The following is a 22595-nucleotide window of genomic DNA, read 5'->3' on the forward strand; positions in this document are numbered from 1 at the left end:
GTGACGGACCTGCTCGAGCGCTCGGGCGAGCTCGCCGTGCTGACCGGCCTGCTCGCGGACTGCGCCGCCGGCGGGCGCGTGGCCGTGATCAGCGGCGAGGCCGGGGCCGGCAAGTCCACCCTGGCGGCCGCGTTCACCGAGGCCGCCGGTCCACGCGCGCAGACCCTCTGGGGCTCGTGCGATCCGCTGCTGACCCCGCGCGCGCTCGGCCCGTTGCACGACATCGCCCGCCGTCTCGGGGGCGCCCTGCGCGAGCGGATCACCGCCGGTTCCCGGGCCGAGGTCTTCGACCTGCTGCTGGAGGCGCTCGACCGTCCGCCGCAGGCCGCCCGGCCCGTCGTCGTGCTCGAGGATCTGCACTGGGCCGACGAGGCGACGCTCGACATGGTCGCGTTCCTCGGGCGCCGCCTCGCGCTCTGCCGGGCGCTGCTGCTGATCACCTACCGGGAGGAGGAGGTCGGCCCCGGGCACCGGTTGAGAACCGTCCTGTCCGGACTTCCGCCGGGTCTGGTCCGGCGGATCGGTCTGCCGCCGCTGACGCCGGCGGCGGTGGATGAGCTTGCGCTGCGTGCGGGTCGTCCGGCTCCCGAGGTGTACGAGGTCACGGGCGGCAACCCGCTTCTGGTGACGGAGGTGCTGTCCGCCGCCGAGACGGGCGTGCCCCCGACCGTACGCGACCTGATCCTGTCCCGGATCGCCACGCTGTCGCCGGCGGCCCGCGAGGTGGCCCACCTGGTGTCGGTCGTGCCCTCCCAGAACGGCTTCGCGGTCGACCGGCTCGACGCGATCGAGGAGTGCCTGGACCGGGGCGTGCTCACCGCCCGCGGCCGGGGCGTGGCCTTCCGGCACGAGCTGTTGCGGCGGGCGGTCGAGGAGTCCCTCTCCCCGGGGCGCCGGTCCGCCCTGCACGCCGAGATCCTGGCCGGTCACGCCGGCCGGGCCGGGGTCGAGCCGGCCTGGATGGTCCACCACGCCCACCATGCGGGCGACAGGGCGGCCGTACGGCACTGGGCGCCGATCGCCGCGCGCCGGGCCGCCTCCCTGGGCGCGTACCGGCAGGCCGCCGCCCACTATCAGCAGGCGCTGCCGCTCGTTACCTCCTCTGCTCAAGATCGCGCCGACCTGCTAGAGGAATACTCGCTGGCGGCCTACCACGGTGGCCTCGCGCCCGAGGCCATCGAGGCCCGGCGGGAGGCGCTGGCGCTGCGGACGGGCCTGGGTGACGAGGTACGCATCGGGGAGAACCTGCGCTGGATCTCCCGGCTGAGCTGGTGGCTGGGCAAACCGGCCGAGGCCCGTGACGCCGGCTACCGCGCGGTCGAGGTGCTGGAGGCCCAGCCGCCCGGCCCGTCGCTGGCCGCCGCCTACAGCAACCTGTCGCAGCTGTTCATGCTCGGTCACGACGTCGAGCGGGCGATCGGCTGGGGCGTGCGCGCCACCGACCTGGCCCGCCGGGCGGGCGACCTCGACACCGAGCTGCACGCCCTGGTCAACATCGGCTCGGCCCGGGTCCTGGCGGGCGAGGTGGAGGGCGTCGCCGAGCTGCGGCGCGCCCATGAGCTGGCCGTCGCCGCCGGCTTCGACGACCACGCCGGGCGGGCGCTGGTCAACCTGGCCAGCTTCGCCGTCGACGCGTACGACCTGACCATCGCCGAGCAGACGTTCGACCGGGTCATCCCGTTCCTGACCTCGCGCGACCTGGACGGCTACGTCCGCCACCTGCTGGGCCACCGCGCCCGGCTGCACCTGGCCCGCGGCGACTGGGAAGCCGCCCGGGCCGACGCCGCCGAGGCGCTGGCCGGCCCGCCCCAGCCGGGCGGCGCCCGGGTCTCGGCCATGGCCGTCCAAGCCGTGCTGGCCGCCCGCCGCGGCGAGCCCGGCGCGCTGGAGGCCGCCCAGCTCGCGGCCGACCACGGCTACCCGACCGGCGAGGCCCAATTCCTGTGCCCGGCCGCCCTGGCCCTGGCCGAGGCCTGCTGGCTGTCCGGCGACGCGGAACGGGCCGCGATCGAGGCCAAGAAGGGCCTGGCCGTGGCCGAGCGCTTCGGCCACGAGTGGTTCACCGGCGAGCTCGCCTTCTGGCTGTGGCGATGCACCACCGCGAGCACCGCGGCTGTGCTCGCCGCCGCGCCCTTTCGCATGATCATCGCGGGGGATTGGCGTGGTGCCGCTGCGTACTGGCAGGAGCGTGACTGTCCGTACGCCCGGGCCGAAGCCCTCGCGCACGGTGACGGAACCGCGGTGACCGAGGCGCTGAAGGTCTTCGACCGGCTGGGCGCCACCGCCCGATCCCGCAAGCTCCGCGCCGACCTGCGCGAACGCGGCCTTCCGGTCCCGCGCGGCCCCCGCCGCGCCACCGAGACGGCCGGCCCCCGGCGCACCACCGGCGCCACCGTCGCGGCCGACTTGACCGCCCGCCAGCAGGAGGTGCTGGCTCTGCTGGCCGAGGGGCTCAGCAACGCCGACATCGCCGCCCGGCTCACCGTCTCGGCCAAGACCGTCGATCACCACGTCTCGGCGGTGCTCGGCAAGCTGGGCGTCTCGTCCCGGGGCAAGGCAGCTGCGGCGGCCCGCAAGCGGGGACTGCTCGGATAGGGAGCCGCCCGCCAAGATAGGGAGCTCTCCCCATGTGTGCGGGCCAGGGGATTTCTAGCGTCGAAGGCATGACAGAGCTAGTACTCGAAGGTGTCAAAGCCAAGCAGCAGAAGACCTGGGCCAGCGGCGACTACGGCGCGGTGGCGGCCCTGATCCATTCGATGGCGGAGGAGACCGTGCAGGCGGCCGACCTGTCAGCCGGGGCGCGGGTGCTCGACGTGGCGGCCGGGACCGGCAACGCATCGATCGCGGCCGCCCGGTGCGGGGCCGAGGTGCTGGCCACCGACTACGTGAGCGGCCTGCTCGACCGGGCGCGGGAACGGGCCGCGGCCGAGCACCTGCCCATCGCCACCGAGATCGCCGACGCGGAGAACCTGCCCTACCCGGACGGGCGCTTCGACGCGGTGATCTCCGTGGTGGGCGCGATGTTCGCGCCCGACCAGGAGAAAGTGGCGGCCGAGCTGACCCGGGTGTGCCGGCCGGGTGGGACGATCGCGATGGCGAACTGGACCCCGGACGGCTTCATCGGCGAGATGTTCCGGACCGTGGGCCGGCGGGTGCCGCCCCCGCCCGGCGTCCGCGGGCCGGTGGAGTGGGGCAACGAGGCCCGCGTGCGCGAGCTGTTCGGCGATCGCGTGTCGCGCTTGTCGGCGGTGGAGCGCACCTTCGTGTTCCGCTTCGTCTCCCCGGAGGCGTTCACCGACTACTTCCGGCAGACGTACGGGCCCACGCTGAAGGCGTTCGAGGCCCTCGGCCCGGACGGCGCCAAGCCGCTCTACGACGACCTGGTCGCGCTGGCCGGCCGCAACAACACGGCCACCGACGGCACCCTGAAGATCCCGTCGACCTACCTGCGGATCGTGGCCACCCGGGCCTAACCCAGCTGCTCACCCAGCACTGTGGACGACGGCGCGGGGAACTGCACCTCGGCCGTCCGCATGGCGGCCAGCGCGTTGAGGGCATCGGTCAGCGCCAGCGCGCTGGCCGTGCCGAACTTCTCGAACTCCACCCGCATCAACGGGGTCGCCAGCTTGGCCAGGCCGTGCATCTCCAGCTCCACGCGGTACGTGACCTCGGCCCCCGCCGCCAGCGGGCGCACCACGACCGAATCGGTGCAGGTGGCGCCCTCGTTGCGGCCGTGGAAGAGCAGCCGGCCGGGCTCCGAGGCGATCAGCGTGTAGACCGTCTCGGTGGTGATGCCGAGAATCTTGCAGACCTGCAGCCAGCTCGCGCCGGGCCGGATCGGCCCAGCGTCCTGGCGCGTGGCCCGCTGCACGGCCGGGTCCCAGACGGCCGTGTTACCGAAATCGGTGAGGTAGCCGAGCACCGGACCCGCTTCCGAGGTCACGGCTAAGGTGCGCTCCACGACGATCATGAGTCCCCCAGGGCCTTCGACGTGCGGCTCCTAGCGTAATGGCCGCTTCTGATCATCGCCCCGGGTTTGCTCCGTGCCCGCGCCGTCGAACTGCCGCACGAACCGCTTCTGCCACGGCGTCTCCACCGCCCGCGGGTGGTAGCGCTCCCGGATGAAGGCGACGGCCTCGGCCGCCGGCACCCCGTCGAGCACCGCCAGGCAGGCCAGGGCCGTTCCCGTGCGCCCGCGCCCGCCCCAACAGGCGACCTCGACCCGGTCACCCTCGCTGCGGTCCAAGGCTTCCCGCAAGACCACTGCGGCGTACGCCGGGTCGGCCGGCAACCGGAAATCCGGCCAGCGCAGCCACCGGCTCGTCCATCCGAACTCGGGCGGCGGATCCCCCAGCAGATAGACCCCGAACGTCGGCGGATACCCCGACGGCATGGCGTCCCGCAGCCCCCGCCCCCGCACCAGCCGCCCCGACGGCAGCCGCACCACACCCGCCTCGCCCGGCCGCCACAGTTGCTCGCTCACCAGCGAAGCGTAGAGGCCACCCCCGCTCCATCACGAGCGGCGCTTCTTCGTCGTGGGCGGAGCGTCGAGGCCACCGCGCCGAGCCAGAGGACGACCGCCCACCGCCACCAGTCCCGCCTGCCGCAGCTCGCCCACATCGGCGCGGATCCCGGGGGCCGACCCACCCAGCCGCGCCACCCCCGCCGCCGTCCTCGTGAGTCCCACCAGGCTTTCGGCGATCACGACCGCGGGGTCGTTGATGAGCTTCTTCACCCGTCATATCTGGGTGCGCCCACCGGGTCTCCGCAGGCGGCCGCCCGGATGCGCGGCCTTCACCGAGTCCCCTGGACGAGAGCCGGCGCAGCAGCGTGGACCGTTCGCGGCCGGGCGGCCCGGTCAGCACGACGAGGCCGGGGCGTTGCCCTCGCCATACCACGCCCGCCCGCTTGACCGACGTTTTCCACAGGACCGCCGACTGTCCACAGGCACCAACCTGATCTTCCGTTTTTCCGGCACACTGGTGCTGGCGGGGGCCCCCAAGGGAGGGCGGGCGCTGCGGGCGGCGTGCCTGGGCGACGCGGGCGCTCCGGAAGACTCCGGCGCTGCGGAAGACGCGGGCGCTGCGGAAGACTCGGGCGCTGCGGGAGGACGCGGGCGCTGTGGGAGACGCGGGCGACGCGGGCGCTGCGGGAGGACACGGGCGCCGTGGGAGACGCGGGCGCTGCGAGCGGAGGGCCTTGCACATGGCGGCTCTGGTCGGTGGCGAGCTCCGCGGGTGGTGCGTGCCTTAACCGGTCGTGATGGGGGCCGGAGATGCACTACAGTGTCGGCCATGCAGACCTTCAGTGAGCGACGCCGGCGTTCTGACGACCGCCGCTGATCTCTGCATTTCTCCCGGCGGGTCGAGCCCGCCGGATCGCTTTCTCTGGGCCGGTCGACCCGTCTTCGCGTCCGTCGAATGGGTCTGATCATGAACGTGGAAACTCTCCTGGCCGGGCGGCTCGCGTCGGCCTTCGCCTCCGTGGCCGGCCGGCCGGTTGACCCGCTGGTGCGGGCGTCGCAGCATGCCGACTTCCAGTCGGGGGCGGCGCTGGGGCTGGCGAAGCAACTCGGGACGCCGCCCCGGGAGATCGCCGCCGCCGTGGCCGCGAAAGTGGATTTGTCCGGATTGGCCGGGGTCGAGTTGTCAGGGCCGGGTTTTCTCAATCTCACGGTGGACAACCAAATCTTGCAGAAGGGTGCGCCGCCGGTCGTGCCGCGGGTTGAGCAGCCGGAGCGGATCGTGCTCGACTACTCCGGCCCGAACGTGGCCAAGGAGCTGCACGTCGGGCATCTGCGGTCGACGATCATCGGGGATGCGCTGGCCCGGCTGTTCGAGGCCGTGGGGCATGACGTGGTGCGGGTGAATCATCTCGGTGACTGGGGCACGCAGTTCGGCATGCTGATCGAGCAGCTGGCCGAGAATGATCATGGTGGGGCGACGTTGAGCGACCTGACCGGGTTCTATCGGCAGGCGCGGGCCCGGTTCGACGGGGACGAGGGCTTCCGGACGCGGGCGCGGCTGCGGGTGGTCGCGCTGCAGAGCGGGGACCCCGAGTCCCGGGAGCTGTGGAAGAGGCTGGTCGCGCAGTCCGAGGTGTCGTTCACGGACAGCTATGCGCGGCTCGGCATCGGGCTGGCGGCCGGCGACTTCGTGGGGGAGAGCTTCTACCAGCCGATGCTGGCCGGGGTGCTCGAGGAGCTGAGCGCCCAGGGGTTGCTGGTGGAGAGCGAGGGTGCGCTCTGCGCGTTCCCGGCCGGCTTCACCGGTCGGGACGGGGAGCCGCTCCCGTTGATCGTCCGGAAGAGCGACGGCGGGTTCGGTTACGCCGCCTCGGATCTGGCCGCCGTACGGCACCGGGTGCGGGGCCTGCACGCCACCAAGCTGATCTACGTGGTGGGTTCGCCCCAGCAGCAGCACTTCCGGATGGTGTTCGCCGTCGCTCGGGCGGCCGGCTGGCTGAATGAGACAGTTACGGCGGAGCACGTCGAGTTCGGCTCGATTCTCGGGGCGGACGGCAAGATGCTCAAGACGCGGGCCGGGGACACGATCAAGCTGAGCGACCTGCTCGACGAGGCGGTGTTGCGGGCCACCAGCCCGGCCATCGGGATCGGCGCGATCAAGTACGCCGACCTGGCCGGCGACCGGCGGAGCGACTACATCTTCGACTGGGACCGGATGCTCGCCGCGACCGGCAACACCGGGCCCTACCTGCAGTACGCGGTGACGCGGATCCGGTCGTTGCTGAGCAAGGCGTCCACGGAGCCGGGTCCGATCAGGATCGCCGACCCGGCGGAGCGGCGGCTGGCGCTGGCGCTGCTCGGCTTCGAGCCGGCCATCACGGCCGCGGTCGACGGCCGGGAGCCGCACAAACTGGCCGCCTACCTGCACGATCTCGCCGTGGCCTTCACGAGCTTCTACGAGAAGTGCCCCATCCTGAAGTCCGAGGGGGACACCCGGGCCGGCCGGCTGACCTTGGCCGCGCGGACCGGCGAGACGCTGACCCTCGGACTTGATCTTCTGGGGATTCAGCTGCCGGACGCGATGTGATCACCGGGCCATCGACCCGGCGTTCCATCGACGATTAGGGTGCCGACATGACCATTTCACGGCGTACCGTGCTCGCGGCCTCGGCCGGGGCGGCGGCGGCCCCGCTCGTTCTCACGAAGACGGCGGAGGCGCACCCGAAGAGCCCGGAGACGTACCACCTCACCGTCCTGGGCACGTCGGACACCCACGGCAACGTGTACAACTGGGACTACTACAAGGACGCCGAGTACGACGACAGCGCGCACAACGACGTCGGTGTCGCCAAGCTCGCGGCCCTGGTGAACAAGCTGCGCCGGGAAGCGAAGGGCGCCACGCTGGTGCTCGACGCCGGTGACACGATCCAGGGCACGCCGCTGGCCACGTACTACGCCAAGCAGGAGCCGATCACCACGACCGGTGAGAAGCACCCGATGGCCCGCGCCATGAACGTGCTGCACTACGACGCGGTCACGCTGGGCAACCACGAGTTCAACTACGGCCTGCCGCTGCTGAACCTGTGGATCCGTCAGCTCGGGTTCCCGGCCCTGGCCGCCAACGCGGTGAGCGCCAGGACGGGACGGCCGGCCTTCACTCCGTACGTCATCAAGAAGTTGACCCTGGGTCGTCATGCGCCGACCCTGCGGGTGGGCATTCTCGGGCTGACCAACCCGGGCGTGGCGATCTGGGACAAGGGCAACGTCGAAGGCAAACTGACCTTCCTGGACATGGTGAGCACGGCGGCCAAGTGGGTGCCGGTCATGCGGGCCCAGGGGGCCGACATCGTGATCGTCTCGGCCCACGGCGGCGACAGCGGTACGTCGAGTTACGGCCCGGAGCTGCCGAACGAGAACCCGGCCGCGCTGATCGCGCAGAACGTGCCCGGCATCGACGCGATCCTGTTCGGCCACGCCCACCAGGAGATCCCGCAGCGCTTCGTGACCAACACGAAGACCGGCAAGCAGGTGCTGATGTCGGAGCCGTCGAAGTGGGGCCAGCGCCTCACCAAGATGGACTTCGAGCTGGTCCGTGAGCGAGGCCGCTGGACGATCACCACCAAGACCGCGACCACGCTGAACACCAACACGGTGGAGGCCGACCCCAAGGTCCTGGCCGCGGTCAGGGGCCAGCACGCCAAGACCGTGGCGTACGTCAACCAGGTCGTGGCCAACTCGACCGAGGAGTTGTCGGCCGCCACCTCGCGGTACGAGGACACCCCGATCCTCGACTACATCAACAAGGTGCAGACCGACACGGTGACCGCCGCCCTGGCCGGCACCGAGTACGCGAGCCTGCCCGTGTTGTCGATCGCGGCGCCGTTCAGCCGCACGGCCGTCTTCCCGAAGGGCGAAGTCAAGATCAAGGACGTCGCCGGGCTGTACATCTACGACAACACGCTCGAGGCCGTCGTGCTGACCGGGGCCGAGGTGAAGGCGTACCTGGAGTACTCGGCGAAGTTCTTCGTCACGCTGGCCCCGGGCGCGCCGGTCGACCCGGCGGCGATCTCCGACCCGTCGGTCCCGGACTACAACTACGACGTGTTCTCCGGCGTGGACTACGACATCGACATCAGCAAGCCGGTGGGTTCGCGGATCACCCGGCTGCAGATCGCCGGGGCCGACGTCGACCCGGCCGCGCGCTTCGTGGTGGCGGTCAACAACTACCGGCGCTCCGGCGGCGGCAATTTCCCGGGCATCGTGAAGACGCAGGTCTACAACGCGCAGCAGGAGATCCGCCAGCTCCTGATCGATTGGGCCCAGGCCAAGGGCGCCATCGACCCGGCCGACTTCTTCGTCAAGAACTGGCAGCTCGTCCGCGAGGGTGTGCCGGTCTTCTAGAGCAGCGCCACGGTCAGCGCGGCCGTCGTCAGGACGGTCGCGCCGAACGCCACCCAGTAGGGCAGACCCTCGTTGCGGCCGCGCCGGGCCTCCCGGGCCCGGCGCACCGCCGAGAGGACCCCCGGCACGATGCCGATCAGGGTCCAGAAGATCACCGGCAGCCAGGAGGGTGGTTCCGGCCGGGCGGTCGGGTCCATCTCCTCGGGGTACGCAACCAGCAGCCGGCCCGGTGGCGTCCACGGCGCCGCCGGCGCGCCCTCGGGCGGGTCGGGCGGGAGGGCCCAGGGCGGTGCCGTGGGATAGGTCATGCGCGACCCATCGGCCCGCACCTGCGGATCTTTAGGTTAGTTTTCGGGAGCGATTCTCACGGGCACCTGCATCTCGGTCACCCACTTGTCGAACTCGCCCGGCGGGCAGTCCAGGTAGACCTCGCGGGCGAAGCCCGGCTCGACCGTGCGGTGCCCGTTGTCGTCGATCCAGTTGGCGATCTTCTGCCCGGTCCGGAACGCCTCGGACATCGAGCCGTGGTGCAGGGCCGTGGCCGCCTGCTCGATCGGTGGCAGCTCGGCCACCTCGAAGCCGGCCTCGGCGCTCACCTCGGCCGCCCCGATCGGGAAGGCCGCGTGCACCCGGATCGTCTCGTCGCCGGGCTCGGCCGGTGCGGGCTCGTACCAGGCGATCGGCGAGCCGGTCATGGCCACGCCGTGCTGCTCCATCAGCTCCATCAGGCGCGGATAGAGCGGACTGAGGTTCTCGGTGATCGACGCCGGGTGATCGTAGCCGGCGGCCGTGCCTGACAGCTGCGCCACTCGTAGCGCCGGAATGCTCTTGAGGACGACGTCTCCGGTGTCCATGTGCCCCTCACTCTCGATCATGCGGAGGCGCGCGTCGACCTGGGCCAGGCGCGCGGTGTCCTGCCGCATCCGCGAGGCCAGCTCGGCCCGGCGCAGGCGCAGCATGCCGCGCAGCTCGGCGGTCTCGACCTTCTCGTCGATCAGCGTCTGCACCTGCTGCAGGCTGAAGCCCAGATCCTTCAGGGCGGTCACCCTGTTCAGCAGGCGCAGCTGGGCGGCGGTGTAGAAGCGGTAGCCGCTGTGCGGGTCGACGTGGGCGGGACGAAGCAGGCCGATGGCGTCGTAGTGGCGCAACATGCGCACGGACACCCGGCCCAGGCCGGCGAACTCTCCGATGGAAAACATGCTCCGCTCAGCCTGGGGTCTGACACCGTGTCAGGGTCAAGGGATGATGCCGCCACCCTCCGGATCGACCGGCGGGGTGGTGGCCGGGGTCGTCGGCGGCGTGGTGGCCGGGGTCGTGGTCGGCGGGGTCGTCGTCGGCCTCGTCGTGGGCGGCGTGGTCGTCGGCTTCGACGTCGGCGGGGTGGTCGACGGCGGCGCGCTGCTCGGCGTGGCCGACCGGGACACCGACGGGCTCGGGCTGTGCGACCGGGACTGCCCGCTGCCGCCCCTGTTCGTCTGGCGGCTGGTCTCCTCGGCGGTGGGCGTCTCCGTGGGCTCGTCGGTGGTCGGCGCGACCGAGACCGACGGGATCGGGTCGTTGTTCTTGACGTTGTCCGTCGCGTTGTCCTTGTCGCCGCTGCGCAGCGCGATGGCGAGGGCGAGGCCGCCCGCCAGCACCAGCAGCGCCACCACGCCGATCAGCAGTGCGGTCTGGCTGCGGGGCGGGCCCTTGGCCGGGATCGGCGGCGGGGGCGGCGGCAGGTCGCGGGGGAGCGGGACGGCCCGGGTGGGCGCGGCCGGGCTCAGCGGGGCGACCTTGAGCGTGCCGGTCAGCCTTTTCCAGTCGAGCGGGCCGGCGGCCGCGAACGCCGCCTCGGCGAACTCGGCCGCGGTCTCGAACCGGTCGGCCGGCTGCTTGGCCATCGCCTTCTGGATCAGCGCGACGACGTCGGGCGGCACGTCGGCCGGCAGCGGCTCGGGCTCGTCCTCGAGGTGGCGCAGCGCCACCTGCAGGGCGTTGTCACCGTCGAACGGCGGGTGGCCGGAGATGCAGTGGTACGCCACGGCGCCGAGCGCGTAGATGTCGGTGGCGGGCGAGACGTTGCCCTTCGCGACCTGCTCGGGGGCCATGTAGAGGGCGGTGCCGACGATCGCGTTGACGGCGGTGACGCTGGTCACCGCGTTGGAGCGGGCCACGCCGAAGTCGACCAGCACGACCGTGCCGTTCGGCTTGACGATCAGGTTGCCGGGCTTGACGTCGCGGTGGATCGTGCCGTTCTGGTGGGCGGCGTGCAGCGCCTCGGCCGCCTGGGCCACGATCGACATGGTCTCGGCGACCGGCATCGGGCCCTGCTTGACCCGGGTGGAGAGCGGCTCGCCCTCGACGTAGGCCATCACCAGATAGGCGACCGACTCCTCACCGCCGGTCTCGTCGGCGCCGGCGTAGTCGTAGACCTCCACGACGCCCGGGTGGCGGAACGCCGCCATCATCCGGGCCTCGCCGTAGAACCGGGCGGCGAACTCGGGGTCGGAGAGCATCGCGGAGCGCAGCACCTTGACCGCGATGGTGCGGCCCAGCACGACGTCGGTGCCGCGCCAGACGTCACCCATGCCGCCTGTGGCGATGCGCTCGTCCAACCGGTAACGGTTGCCCAGGAGGTGTCCCGCAGTGAGCACCAAGGGACCTTATCTAATCAGGTGGCGGAGCCACAGCGGTGAGAAACGTGAAGCCGAGCGGGGCTCAACTCTAGCGAGCCCCGATGATCTGCGGGGGGTCAGAGGGTCACCGGTCCCACCATGCCCGAAATGCCGGGAATCTTCCACTTCCCGGGCACGCCTGATCGCCGGGCGGCAAAGGGCTCCGTCCGGCGATCAGGGATCAAGGGGTTACTTCGTGTCGTACGTGGGCGTGACCACGACCGCGGTCTCGGCCAGCTCGAGCTCCTCGTTCTCGGCCTGGCGCTCGAGCGCGGCCCGGGCCGAGCTGGCGGCGGCCCAGCCGATCGCGGCCCCCAGCAGGCCCACGCCCAGGATCAGGCCCCACGGCCGCGACGGCTTGCGCCCGGCCAGGGCGGCGTAGGCGGCGTTGGCCCTCGTCCAGGCGATGTCGGCCTTGTCACTGGCCTTACCCGCGAGCTTGTAGCTCTGCTTGCTCGCCTTGCGGCTGGCCTTCCGCGCCTTACGGCCCGCCTTGCCGGCCAGGTCGGCAGTGTCCTTGGCCTGGTCACCGGCCGCGGCCATGGCGGACGACAGGTAGTCCCAGGCCTGGGCGGCGGTGCGCTCGGCCTTGTTCTTACTTGTAAGCATTTGTCCCCTCCTGCGGTGGCCGTACGCCGTCAAACCTGCCCATGTGCGCCATTGGTGAAACGTGTCGCGTGTGGACGCCATCACGTTTCGGAAACGACTTGCCCGGGGCCGGTAGTCTTGACCCGGTTCACACGAGGCACTCAGGTGTCTGACAGGTTTGGGGCCTAACCTTTTGGTCAGTCTCACCGAACCTTTCGAGGGTGGTCCGCTCTTCCAGGAGCAGGTCATCCGAGAGCGCGGGCGGCGACGGCGTCGACATGCCTGCCGTGGTCCGCGTACTGGAGGAACGACGCCCGGAGGCTCTGGGCGGGTGGAGGGAATTGGCGTGACGCTGTCGATAATGACGTCGACGCTTGCCGGCGATGTGGTGGAGGTCTCGCCCAGCGGCGAGATCGACGTCGAGAACGCGTACGAGATCCGCGAGGCCGTGGCCGCTCAGCTCACCGCCGAGCCCCCCAGCCGCATCGAGCTCAACCTTCAGAACGTGACCTTCATCGACTCCGTGGGCATCAGCGCCCTCGTGGCCGCCTTCCAGCTCGCGGGCGTGAGCGGCGTCAAGCTCGTCGTGACCCGCCCCAGCCGCTTCGCCCACCGTCAGCTCTGGGTGACGGGCCTGCTCGGCCTGTTCGGCAACCCCGAGCCGTTCGCCGAGGGCACCGCCCAGCCCGCGACGGCGAGCAGCTAAGCCAGCGCCGACGCATGGACCTGGATGGTCTCCAGGTTCATGCGGACGTCGACCGCCTCCATCGGCGGCCGGATCGGCGTGACCACGGCGAAATGCTCGGCCAGGGCGGCGAGATCGGTGTCCGGTTCGAGCAGGTCGTCGGCGGCCTGCACGGCGGTGCGCACGAAACCCTCACCCGCCTCGGCGATGCTCACCTGCACCTGGCCGAACGAGGCCAGCGACGTCCGGCGCAGCCCGCGGATCCCGTCGAGGTGCAGGTCGGGCACGTTGAGGTTGAAGACGGTGCCGACCGGGGTGTGCAGCAGTGTCGGCACCAGCCGCACGGCCAGCTCGGCCGCGCTCTCCCAGTGCCGCTTCTCGTCCTCCTCGTGGTCGAGCGCGGCCAGGGCGGCGCCCCCGCTGCGGGCCGACGAGGCGCGGGGCGAGAGCACGTCCAGCGAGACCGCCATGCCGTGCAGCCCGGCGTAGGAGCCGGTCAGCGTGGCCCCCACGGTGCCGGAGTGCACCACGGCGGCGCCCGCGTTGGCACCCCGGTTGATGCCCGAGAGGACCAGTTCGGGCGGCTCGCCGAAGGCCTCGCGCAGCGCGAGCAACACGATGTAGGCCGGTGAGGCCGCCACCGCGTAGGCCGGGATGTGTTTGGCGTGCGGCAGCTCCCGCTTGTGCAGGATGATCTTGCCGTGCTCCTCGACCGCGGTCATCGCGGCGCTGCTGCCGCTGGCCTCGGTGACCGGCGCGGCGACCACGACCTCGTGGCCTTCGCGGGCCGCGGCCCGGGCCAGATGGCGCAGGCCCGGCGCGTCGATGCCGTCGTCGTTGGTGACCAGGATTCTCGTCATGACGCCTTCTTGATCGGGGTGAGCTTGACCCGCTCGGTGAGCACCTGGACGGCGTCCATGTGCCCGGTGCCGAGCCCGTGCCGGGTGACGTTGAGCGCTCCGGCGGCCGCCCCGGTGCGGACCGCGTCGTACATGTCCCCGCCCTTGGCCAGCACCGCGGCCACCCCGGCGGTCATCGAGTCGCCGGCGCCGCGGTGATCGGCGATGGACAGCTTCGGGATGCCGACCCGGTAGATCTCCTCGTTGAACATCGCCAGCGCCCCCGCGTCGGCCCGGGACACCAGCACCGACTCGGCGCCGTCGTCGTGCAGCTTGAGCAGGGCGTCGGTCAGCTGCCGTTCGGAGTTGTCCTTGGCCAGCCCGTCCTTGATCAGCTCCTCATGGCTGATCTTGACGACGTTCAGCCCGGCCTGCAGGACGGCCTTGAGGTGGTTGCCGCACAGGTCGGCGATCACCCGGCAGCCGTTGGCTCGCAGGTCCCGGGCGAGCCGGCCGTAGACGTCGGCCCGGATGACCGAGGGGTGCGCGGGGCCGCTGAGGATCGCGTTGCCGGCGCGCAGGCCCTCGGCCAGGGCCAGGTTGTAGAGCTCGTCGAGCTCGTGCCGGGTGAACGGGGCACCGGGCTGCTCGGCGATCTCCTTGCGCTTGCCGTCGCGGCGGTCGTGCACGTACCAGCCGCTGCCGCTCTCGCGGGGGATGGTGCGCAGCTGCACGCCCTTGAAGTCGAGCAGGGGCTTGAGGACCCGGCCCACCTCGCCGCCGACGGCCGCGCACAGGGTCACCTCGGCACCGAGCGAGGTGATCATCCGGGTCTGCCAGATGCCCTGGCCGCCCGGATGGACGTGCAGTTCCGGAACGTCGTGCTGCTGTTCGATGGTCACCGTCAGTTGCGGTGCCGGCGCGAAAACCATGACCCGAGCGTCGCCCATAAACGACATTTAAGCCGCAAGCCGGGCTTTGGGTGCCGATTCCCGCAAAGCGGTGGTCGGGGCTCTTTAGATCTCCAAGGCCTCGTTGGTCAGCCCCAGGACCTCGTCGGTCAGGTCGGGGCGGGTGCGGAGCAGGTCCTCGAGGCGTACGCGCCACTTGCCGGCCTCGACGTCGGCCGCGTAGCGGTCGCCACCGGTCTCGACCAGGGCGGTCAGCAGCCGCTGGCGGGTGTCGGCGAACTGCCCGTACGTCTCGCTGCCGAGCCGCCGGAGCACCCGCGCGGCGAACGCCTCGGACTGCTGGCTGCCGGCCGCCCGGACGAAGGCTCTGGCGGCGTCCCAGGCGACCCGCGGCTGGTGGATGACCGTGGTCATGTCGGTGTCCTCCCGTGTCTGCATGGTCACCAAGCGTAGTGATCAGGCCGGGTCCCGGACGGTGGGTCGGCGGACGCGGTGACCGATGTGATCAGGGTGCACCTTGAATGTGATGATCGCCATACCTGAACGATCACCAGCCGGCGGGAGAGCAGTGCCCGTTCGCCCCGACCGGCTCGACCTGCAGGGTGGCGTGCTCGATGTGGAAGTCGTCGTGCAGCGCCTCGCGGGCCGTGTTGAGCACCCGGCCCAGCTCGGCCGCGGGTTCCAGGCTGAGATGGGCCGAGGCCACGTCCATGCCCGAGGTGAGCGTCCAGACATGCAGGTCGTGCACGTCGCAGACGCCCGGCACGGCGGCCAGCCGGGCCCGCACCTCGGTGATGTCCAGGTGCTGCGGGGCGGCCTGCACGAGGATCCGGACGGCCGAGCGGCCGAGCGCGAACGTGCGGGGCAGGATCAGCAGCGCCACCAGCACGGCGACGATCGGGTCGGCGTACGACCAGCCGGTCAGCCCGATGATCGCGGCGGCCAGGATGACGCCGGCCGAGCCGAGCAGGTCGCCGATCACCTCGAGATAGGCCCCGCGGACGTTGATGCTCTCCTGGGCGCCCGCCCGCAGCAGCCAGAACGCGATCAGGTTGATGATCAGGCCGCCCACCGCGACCAGCAGCATCGAGCCGGCCGGCACGTCCGGCGGGTCGGTGAACCGGCGGACCGCCTGGATCACGACGAAGACGGCCACGGCGGTCAGCAGCACGGCGTTGGCCAGCGCGGCCAGCACCTCGAGCCGGTAGAGGCCGAAGGTGCGCTGCGAGTCGGTGGCGGCCCGGCCGGCCGCGGTGATCGCGGCCAGCGCCATGGCGATGCCGAGGACGTCGGTGAACATGTGGCCGGCGTCGGAGAGCAGCGCCAGCGAGCCGGTCGCCCAGGCGGCCATGGCCTCGACGACCATGAACCCCGCGAGCAGGCCGGCCGCCCACCACAGGCGTGAGCGGTGTTTCGCTCCCGCCCGCAGCGCCTGCCCGCCGTGGTCGTGCCCGGCTCCCATGCATCAACCTTCCGTCGGTCCCACGCGCCTCCGCCAATGTATGCGGACATTGCTATGTATGCAATATGAACCGAGCCGGGGCCCGCGGGGTATGGAGTCAAGGACAAGTCAAAAAGCTCGCCTGGAAAGGACCCATCTCCGTGTCCAGACGTACCCTCGCGATTGTCATCGCCACGGCGCTCGCCGTGGTGGGCGGCGCGTCGCCCGCCGCCGCTCATTCCCCCACAAGAGGACCTTCGGTCCTCGCCCTGCCCGACGGCTTCCAGCCCGAGGGCATCGCCATCGGGGAGAAGCCGTACGCCTACTTCGGTTCCCGGGCCGACGGCGACATCTACCGGGTCAGCCTCCGCACCGGCCGCGGCGAAACCATCAGCCAGGGCCCCGGCACCCCGTCGCTCGGCATGAAGATCGACGACCGCGGCCGGCTCTACGTGGCCGGTGGCAGCGGCGGCGACGCCCGGGTGATCGACACCCGGAGCGGCCGGGTCCTGCAGTCCTACACCCTGCAGACCGTGCCGTCGTTCATCAACGACGTCGTGCTGACCGGCGGCGCGGCGTGGTTCACCGACTCCACCAACCCGGTCCTGTTCAAGATCCGCAAGGGCCAGGTCACCCGGGTCCCGCTGACCGGCGACATCGTCTACACGACCGGCAACAACGCCAACGGCATCGCCGCCACCCCGGACGGCAAGGCCCTGATCGTCGTGCAGAGCAACACCGGCAAGCTGTTCCGGGTCACGTACGACGGCAAGGCCACTCTCATCGACCTGGGCTCGGAGAACGTCCTCAACGGGGACGGCCTCTGGCTGCGCGGCAAGACGCTGTACGTGGTGCAGAACCGGCTCAACGTGATCACCAAGATCGAGCTGAACCGGAAGGGCACCAAGGGCACGGTCGTCTCGCGGACCGGCAACCCGAACTTCGACGTGCCGACCACCATCGCCGAGTACGGCAAGCGGTTCTACCTGCCCAACGCCCGCTTCACCACCCCGGCCACACCCACGACGACCTACACCGCCGTGGGTGTGCCCATCCCCTAAGGAAGCCAGTCCGTAACGGTTCCGACCGTGGTCAGGCGCTGGGTGGCCCGGGACAGGGCGACGTACAGGGTGCGGATCCCGGCCGCGTCCCCGGTGAGGGACGCCGGCTCGACCAGCACCACCGCGTCGTACTCCATGCCCTTGGCCTCCAGCGCCGTGACCACCTGGACCCGTTCCGGCAGGCCGGCCACCCAGCCGGCCATCTCGTCGCGGCGCGGCACCGGTGTGATCACGCCGATCGTCCCGTCGACGTCGGCCAGCTGCTTCTCGGTGACCTCGCGCACCAGATCGGGCAGCGAGGCGGCGCCGGCGACCAGGTCGACCGGGTCCACGCCGGTGCTGCGGACCGCCCGGGGCAGCGGCAGCTCCGGCATGATGGCCCGGATCACCTCGGCGGCCACCGCGAAGATCTCCGACGAGTTGCGGTAGTTGGTGGTCAGCGCGTAGCTGTTGCGCTTGCGGGAGCCCAGCGCGCGGTCGCGGGCCCGGTCGAGCTCCTCCGGGTCGCCGGCCCAGGCCGTCTGGGCGGGGTCGCCGACGATCGTCCACGACGCGTACGAGCCCCGGCGGCCGATCATGCGCCACTGCATCGGCGAGACGTCCTGCGACTCGTCGACGACCACGTGGGCGTACTCCCGGTAGTCCTCCTCGCGCTGCACCTGCTGGGCCCGCTGGGCGGCCTGGCGGTCGGCGTACGTGCTGACCTCCTGGATGCCGTCGCGGACGTGGAACGGATTCTTGGTCTTCTTGGCCGCCTGCCGGGGCCGGCCCAGGATCTCGTCGAGCTCGTCCAGCAGCGCCACGTCGGCGATCGTCGGCCCCTCGCCGGCCAGCGCATCGAACGAGCCCTGCAGGCGGGCGATCTCCTCCCGGGAGAGGACACCATTGGCGTACGCCTTCAAGCGCGCCGGAGTCGCCAGCCAGCGCAGCACCCGCATCGGGGTGAACCGCGGCCACCAGGCCCGCAGGAAGTCCCGGAAATCGCCGCGGTCGGCCAGCTCCGCCTCGAACTCGCGCTTCTCCGGCAGGCCGCTCACCTTGTGCTGGCGGGCCTGGGCCCAGAGCGCGTCGAAGAGCCGGTCGAAGCCCACCCCGCGGACCTCGTTGCGCCGGGCCCCGCGGGGCAGCGCCGAGCGGCGGATCTTGTCGAGCTCCTCCCGGCCCAGGCGCAACAGCGTGCCCCGGTAGAGCAGGCGCAGCTCGGTGGGCCCGTCCGGCACCGAGTCGTGCGAGGCGCGCTCCAGCACCCGGCGCATCCGCAGCGAGCCCTTGACGGCGGCGATGTCGCTCGGGTCGACCCGGGTCGCGTCGTAACCCGGCACCAGCGTGCCGAGCGAGCGCAGGGTGGCCGTGTCCTCGCCGAGCGAGGGCAGCACGGTGGCGATGTACTCGACGAAGACACCGGACGGGCCGATGACGAGGATGCCGCCCCCGGCGAACCGGTTGCGATCGGAGTACAGCAGGTAGGCCGCGCGGTGCAGGGCCACGGCCGTCTTGCCGGTGCCCGGGCCGCCGGTCACGATCGTCACCCCGGAGGCGGGGGAGCGGATCGCGTCGTCCTGCTCGCGCTGGATGGTGGCCACGATGTCGCGCATGCCGCGCCCGGTGGCCTTGGACAGGCTGGCCAGCAGGGCGCCGTCGCCGACGACCCGCATGCCGTCCGGGGCCGCGTCCGGGTCGAGCAGGTCGTCCTCGATGCCGGTGACCCGCTCGCGGCTCGACTGGATCATCCGCCGGCGGACCACCCCGAGCGGATCGGCCGGGGTGGCGCGGTAGAAGGCGGCCGCGGCCGGGGCGCGCCAGTCGACGACCAGCGGCTGCGAGCTGTCGTCCCGGATGCCCATGCGGCCGACGTAATGCGTGGCGCCGGTCTTGAGATCGAGACGGCCGAAGACCAGCCCCTCGTACTCCGTGTCGAGAGCGTGCCGGCGGCGGGCCGCGTGGAAGACCATGGCGTCCCGCTCGACCAGGGCGCCGAAGTTGCCGACGCCGGCGAGCCGGTAGCCCTCCTTCTCGGCGCGTGAGGCGTCCCGGCGCAGCTCGGCGAGCCGGGAGTACACCCGGTCCACATGCTCCTGCTCGACCGCGATCTCCTGCTGCAGGACGGTGGCGTCGCTCAACTCGGTGGGTCTCCCTATCCGCGCCCACTCGCGGTTCGAGGGGGCAATCGAACTTACTCCCCGCGCGCACGCTCCGTCTGCTCGGACCCGCCTTTTACGCGGCCGCGTCGTATCTCTGGGCGGCGCGGCGGCCGCGACGGGCGCGGGCAGCGCGGCGGACCACGGTGGTCAGAGCGGCTGACACGTCGTCCGGGCGCTCCAGAGTGAGCATGTGCCCGGCGCCGGGCAGGACGGTCAGCTGAGCGCCGGGCAGGGCCGCGGCGATCGACTCGGCGCAGGCGCGCGGGGTGAGCCGGTCCCGTTCGCCGACCAGCACCGCCGACGGGACGGAGGGCAGCTGGGCCAGGGTGTCGAGGCGGCGCTGGGCGCCGATCGAAGTGCGGAAACCGCCGATCGAGCGCAGCGACGTACGCCCCACGCAGCGCATCGTCACCTGCAGGGCGCTGTCGTCGAGGTGATCGCCGAACAGCAGCCACCGCACGGCCGGGCGCAGGGCCGGCAGCAGCAGCCGGTGCGGCGACCAGGGGCCGGAACGGGCCAGCAGGCCGGCGCCGATGGTCTCGCCCGCGCGCATCAGGGTGGCCAGACGCTCCGGCAGGCCGTACTTGGTGTGGGTGTGCCCCTCGGCCGTGGTCGAGACCAGCAGCAGCCCGGCCACCCGGTCCGCGAACTCCTCGGGGTACGAGTGCGCGTACTCCATGATCGTCATGCCGCCCATCGAGTGCCCGGCCAGAACCACGGGGCCGCTGGGGGCGTACCGCCGGATGACCGCGGCCAGATCGTCGCCGAGCCGCCCCAGCGTGGCCGAGCACAGCTCGGTCGCCCCCGAGCGCCCGTGTCCCCGGGCGTCGTAGGTGATCACGCGCGGCGGCCGGCGGCCGAGATGCTGCAGGGCGGCGACCTGCGCGCGCCACGTACGGCGGTCGAGGCACCAGCCGTGCACGAGCACGACGGTGATCGGGGCATTCGCCGGGCCATGGGTCTCGACGTGCAGTTTCACGCCGTCGGCGACGGTGAGCTCTGACCGCTCCGCCATCTCGGGGCACCTCCGGGGGATCCGTACCACCCCATGTACCCACGGGTAATAATCATCACTCACGATCGAGGCAAATGCCAGATCGGGACCTTCGGCCCTTGCGCGGAACGTGAGTTGCCTCGCACTCGCTGTTCATGCGGCCTGATGGGGGAAGAATCACTCGCATGACGACGGACCCGTCAGCAGGACCCAGCGCCCCGATCACCACCCCCGCCGATGCCCTGGCGGAGCTGCTGGCCGGCAACAAGCGCTTCGTCTCCGGCCACCCCGAGCACGGCCACCAGGTGGCCGCGGCGGCCGCCGCGTCGGGCGGTCAGCAGCCGCACGCCGTCGTGGTCGGCTGCATCGACTCCCGGGTGCCCCTCGAGGCGATCTTCGACCAGACCTTCGGCTCGATCTGCGTGGTCCGCTCCGGCGCCCACGTGGTCGACCGGGCGGTGCTCGGCTCGGTCGGCTTCGCCGTGTCGGCCCTCGGCGTGCCGCTGGTGGTCGTCCTCGGCCACAAGCGCTGCGGCGCGGTGGCGGCCACGGTCGAGGCGGTACGCGCCGGAGCGCACCCGGCCGGTGACATCGGCTACCTGGTCGATGAGATCACCCCCGCGGTACGCGCCGTCGGCGTCGACGACCCGGACGCCCCCGAAAAGGCCATGCGGGCCCACGTCGGCCGCACCGTCCGCCGCATGCAGGCCATCGACGCGGTCGCCGACGCCGTCAGCGCGGGCCGGGCCGACGTGGTCGGCGCCGTCTACGACCTCGACACCGGCCTGGTCGAGATCCTGCCCTGACCCCGGGCGGTCGCTTCTTCCCCTTTACCGGCCGCCCGGCCCTGCGCCGCGGGCCTCGCCTTGGTCGGTCGCCCGGCCTCGCGCGGGCCTCGCCTAGGCCGGCCGGCTCCGCGCCGTCACCCGGCCCCGCGCCGCCACCCGGCTCCGCGCCGCCACCCGGCCCGGCGCCACCCGGCCCCGCGCCGCCACCCGGCGCCGCCGGCCCCGCCATAGATGGCCGGTCGGCTCCTCGCTGCCACGCGGCGCTGCCTGCCGGCCGGAATGGCTGGATTGTCCGCTGCTGCGATGATCGGGCGAGGATGATCGTCTTGGGTTGATCTTCAGCCAACGCGAAAAGGCGCCTCTCGGCACGAAGCCGGAAGGCGCCTTTCAGCGCGGAGACGCGAGGGTGAGGTCAGGCCCACGAACTCGCGGCGGTGCGGCCCGCGGGCGTACGGCACCGGATCCTGACCGCCGGAGGCGGAAAGGACGCGGACCCGTCAGCGGGCCTGGTGGATCAGCCCTCGAAGACGCCGGCCTCGGCCAGACGCTTCTCGGTGGCGCCCCAGCCGTCCTGCGGGTGGGCCGACTCGAGGGCCTCCAGCTCGGCGCGGATCTTGGCGCCGTGGCCGGCGGCGGCGAGGACACGGATCTCCTCGACGAACGCCTCGGAGTCGGTCTTGAGGTGCGCGGTCTTGCCGTTGGTCAGGTTGCGCACGTACGCGAAGCGGCCGTTGGCGAGCGGGATGAGGTATTTGTACTCACCGAGCACGCTGAGGGCGCCGCCCGAACCCTGTCCGGCGCGGACTGATGCGCGGGCGGTCTTTGAGGTGTTGCTCGCCACGGCGGGACTCCTTGAGGAAACAGAAAAAAGGCCGCTCCAACTCTACACGACGCCGGGCGGACCGTGCCGTCCGAGCAGGTTGAAGCGTTGAGAAGGGTGTGCCACTACGGCCGATCCGATGTCGATGTTGCCGATTCTCTGGCGCACCATCCGTACCAACCGGCATCATGGGACACGATCAACCGCGGTCGAGGTCGTAGGGGAAGACGCACCTCGGTCTCCGGGAGGTCACCGTGCCAACGTGTGGCGTCGTATACGTCCACTCGACTCCACTCGCCGTGTGCCAGCACGTCGAGTGGGCGATCGCGCGCGTACTGACCGCGCCGGTCACCCTGCATTGGACGGCGCAGCCGGTTGATCCCGGCATGCGCCGGGCCGAATGCAGCTGGACCGGGCGCGCCGGTACTGGCGCCGAGCTGGCTGCTGCCCTCAGGCAGTGGCCCATGATCCGTTTCGAGGTAACCGAGGAACCAAGCCCCGGCGTCGACGGCGAGCGCTTCATGCACGTCCCGGGTCGCGGCCTGTTCCACGGGGTCATGGGCGCTTCCGGGGACATCCAGATCGGCGAGGACAGGCTGCGCGCGATCATGGCCTCCGCGCGGGCGCCGGAGGCCCTCTCGCATGCCCTGGAGAAGGCGCTGGGCACCGCCTGGGACGCCGAGCTCGAGCCCTACCGCTACGCCGGCGACGGCGCCCCCGTCACACTGCTGACCCGCGTCGGCTGACCACCCCGCTCGGCCGGGACACCCGGCCCCGCGCGGGGCGGGCGTGACACGGGCTGCT

The 22595-nt window shown here is 71.8% G+C and carries 22 protein-coding genes; 8 read left to right on the forward strand and 14 right to left on the reverse strand.

What is annotated here, in order from left to right; translation table 11 throughout:
• Together AB0J66_RS27185 and AB0J66_RS27190 are read left to right on the forward strand one after the other, a co-directional pair.
• Complete coding sequence (locus AB0J66_RS27185) at positions 1-2595, forward strand: AAA family ATPase (RefSeq protein WP_364666094.1); 2595 nt, start codon at positions 1-3, stop codon at positions 2593-2595.
• Positions 2596-2663: 68 nt separating this feature from the next.
• A complete protein-coding gene (locus AB0J66_RS27190) occupies positions 2664-3473 on the forward strand; it encodes a class I SAM-dependent methyltransferase (RefSeq protein ID WP_364666097.1) in 810 nt (269 codons plus the stop codon).
• On the opposite strand, the gene AB0J66_RS27195 is transcribed toward AB0J66_RS27190, so the two are convergent.
• From AB0J66_RS27195 to AB0J66_RS27205, 3 genes are read right to left on the reverse strand one after another with little or no spacing between them, the layout of a single operon-like run.
• Complete coding sequence (locus tag AB0J66_RS27195) at positions 3470-3961, reverse strand: SRPBCC family protein (RefSeq protein WP_364666100.1); 492 nt, start codon at positions 3959-3961, stop codon at positions 3470-3472. The genes AB0J66_RS27190 and AB0J66_RS27195 overlap by 4 nt on opposite strands.
• Positions 3962-4000: 39 nt before the next feature.
• Positions 4001-4486, reverse strand: a complete 486-nt coding sequence (locus AB0J66_RS27200; protein WP_364666377.1) for a protein phosphatase — start codon at positions 4484-4486, stop codon at positions 4001-4003.
• A 27-nt stretch (positions 4487-4513) separates the two neighbouring features.
• Positions 4514-4735, reverse strand: a complete 222-nt coding sequence (locus AB0J66_RS27205; protein ID WP_364666102.1) for a hypothetical protein — start codon at positions 4733-4735, stop codon at positions 4514-4516.
• Positions 4736-5432: 697 nt separating this feature from the next.
• Between AB0J66_RS27205 and argS the strand changes: the two genes are divergently transcribed.
• Together argS and AB0J66_RS27215 are read left to right on the forward strand one after the other, a co-directional pair.
• On the forward strand, positions 5433-7052 hold the full coding sequence (gene argS / locus AB0J66_RS27210) for an arginine--tRNA ligase (RefSeq protein ID WP_364666105.1): 1620 nt from the start codon (positions 5433-5435) through the stop codon (positions 7050-7052).
• 47 nt (positions 7053-7099) lie between these two features.
• The gene (locus AB0J66_RS27215; RefSeq protein WP_364666108.1) at positions 7100-8866 is read left to right on the forward strand and encodes a 5'-nucleotidase C-terminal domain-containing protein; all 1767 of its coding nucleotides are present in this window, start codon (positions 7100-7102) and stop codon (positions 8864-8866) included.
• Here AB0J66_RS27215 and AB0J66_RS27220 read toward each other — a convergent pair.
• The 4 genes from AB0J66_RS27220 to AB0J66_RS27235 form a co-directional block, all read right to left on the reverse strand.
• Entirely contained in the window at positions 8863-9174 is a 312-nt protein-coding gene (locus AB0J66_RS27220; protein WP_364666110.1) for a hypothetical protein, read from the reverse strand. The two genes, AB0J66_RS27215 and AB0J66_RS27220, sit on opposite strands and share 4 nt — an antisense overlap.
• Before the next feature lie 36 nt (positions 9175-9210).
• Positions 9211-10065: a MerR family transcriptional regulator gene (locus AB0J66_RS27225; RefSeq protein WP_364666112.1), complete on the reverse strand. Its 855-nt coding sequence runs from the start codon at positions 10063-10065 to the stop codon at positions 9211-9213.
• Between the two features lie 36 nt (positions 10066-10101).
• On the reverse strand, positions 10102-11502 hold the full coding sequence (locus tag AB0J66_RS27230; protein ID WP_364666115.1) for a serine/threonine-protein kinase: 1401 nt from the start codon (positions 11500-11502) through the stop codon (positions 10102-10104).
• A gap of 210 nt (positions 11503-11712) precedes the next feature.
• Positions 11713-12132, reverse strand: coding sequence for a hypothetical protein (locus AB0J66_RS27235; protein ID WP_364666118.1), 420 nt, complete (start codon positions 12130-12132; stop codon positions 11713-11715).
• Between the two features lie 325 nt (positions 12133-12457).
• Between AB0J66_RS27235 and AB0J66_RS27240 the strand changes: the two genes are divergently transcribed.
• Positions 12458-12817: an STAS domain-containing protein gene (locus tag AB0J66_RS27240; protein WP_364666121.1), complete on the forward strand. Its 360-nt coding sequence runs from the start codon at positions 12458-12460 to the stop codon at positions 12815-12817.
• Here AB0J66_RS27240 and AB0J66_RS27245 read toward each other — a convergent pair.
• The 4 genes from AB0J66_RS27245 to AB0J66_RS27260 form a co-directional block, all read right to left on the reverse strand.
• Positions 12814-13656: a 5'/3'-nucleotidase SurE gene (locus AB0J66_RS27245; protein ID WP_364666124.1), complete on the reverse strand. Its 843-nt coding sequence runs from the start codon at positions 13654-13656 to the stop codon at positions 12814-12816. The genes AB0J66_RS27240 and AB0J66_RS27245 overlap by 4 nt on opposite strands.
• Positions 13653-14567 carry a PfkB family carbohydrate kinase gene (locus AB0J66_RS27250; protein WP_364666127.1) on the reverse strand — a complete coding sequence of 305 codons (915 nt, stop codon included), beginning with the start codon at positions 14565-14567 and terminating at the stop codon, positions 13653-13655. Before AB0J66_RS27250 ends, AB0J66_RS27245 begins: the two co-directional genes overlap by 4 nt.
• Positions 14568-14651: 84 nt before the next feature.
• Complete coding sequence (locus AB0J66_RS27255) at positions 14652-14984, reverse strand: hypothetical protein (protein ID WP_364666130.1); 333 nt, start codon at positions 14982-14984, stop codon at positions 14652-14654.
• 109 nt (positions 14985-15093) lie between these two features.
• Complete coding sequence (locus tag AB0J66_RS27260; RefSeq protein ID WP_364666133.1) at positions 15094-16008, reverse strand: cation diffusion facilitator family transporter; 915 nt, start codon at positions 16006-16008, stop codon at positions 15094-15096.
• Positions 16009-16148: 140 nt separating this feature from the next.
• Here AB0J66_RS27260 and AB0J66_RS27265 point away from each other — a divergent pair, with 140 nt between their 5' ends.
• Positions 16149-17048 (forward strand): SMP-30/gluconolactonase/LRE family protein, encoded by a 900-nt coding sequence (locus tag AB0J66_RS27265; protein WP_364666136.1) that lies wholly within the window; start codon positions 16149-16151, stop codon positions 17046-17048.
• Here the strand turns inward: AB0J66_RS27265 and AB0J66_RS27270 are convergent.
• Together AB0J66_RS27270 and AB0J66_RS27275 are read right to left on the reverse strand one after the other, a co-directional pair.
• A complete protein-coding gene (locus tag AB0J66_RS27270; protein ID WP_364666139.1) occupies positions 17045-19168 on the reverse strand; it encodes an AAA family ATPase in 2124 nt (707 codons plus the stop codon). The two genes, AB0J66_RS27265 and AB0J66_RS27270, sit on opposite strands and share 4 nt — an antisense overlap.
• A 94-nt stretch (positions 19169-19262) precedes the next feature.
• The gene (locus AB0J66_RS27275; protein WP_364666142.1) at positions 19263-20204 is read right to left on the reverse strand and encodes an alpha/beta hydrolase; all 942 of its coding nucleotides are present in this window, start codon (positions 20202-20204) and stop codon (positions 19263-19265) included.
• A gap of 164 nt (positions 20205-20368) precedes the next feature.
• Between AB0J66_RS27275 and AB0J66_RS27280 the strand changes: the two genes are divergently transcribed.
• Positions 20369-20989, forward strand: a complete 621-nt coding sequence (locus AB0J66_RS27280) for a carbonic anhydrase (RefSeq protein WP_364666144.1) — start codon at positions 20369-20371, stop codon at positions 20987-20989.
• 496 nt (positions 20990-21485) lie between these two features.
• Here the strand turns inward: AB0J66_RS27280 and AB0J66_RS27285 are convergent, their stop codons facing one another.
• Entirely contained in the window at positions 21486-21812 is a 327-nt protein-coding gene (locus AB0J66_RS27285; RefSeq protein WP_364666147.1) for a hypothetical protein, read from the reverse strand.
• A gap of 233 nt (positions 21813-22045) precedes the next feature.
• Here AB0J66_RS27285 and AB0J66_RS27290 point away from each other — a divergent pair, with 233 nt between their 5' ends.
• Positions 22046-22537, forward strand: a complete 492-nt coding sequence (locus AB0J66_RS27290) for a DUF3145 domain-containing protein (RefSeq protein WP_360252233.1) — start codon at positions 22046-22048, stop codon at positions 22535-22537.
• Positions 22538-22595: the final 58 nt, after the last annotated feature.

Source organism: Actinoplanes sp. NPDC049598 (assembly GCF_040675435.1).
Taxonomy (GTDB): Bacteria; Actinomycetota; Actinomycetes; order Mycobacteriales; family Micromonosporaceae; genus Actinoplanes.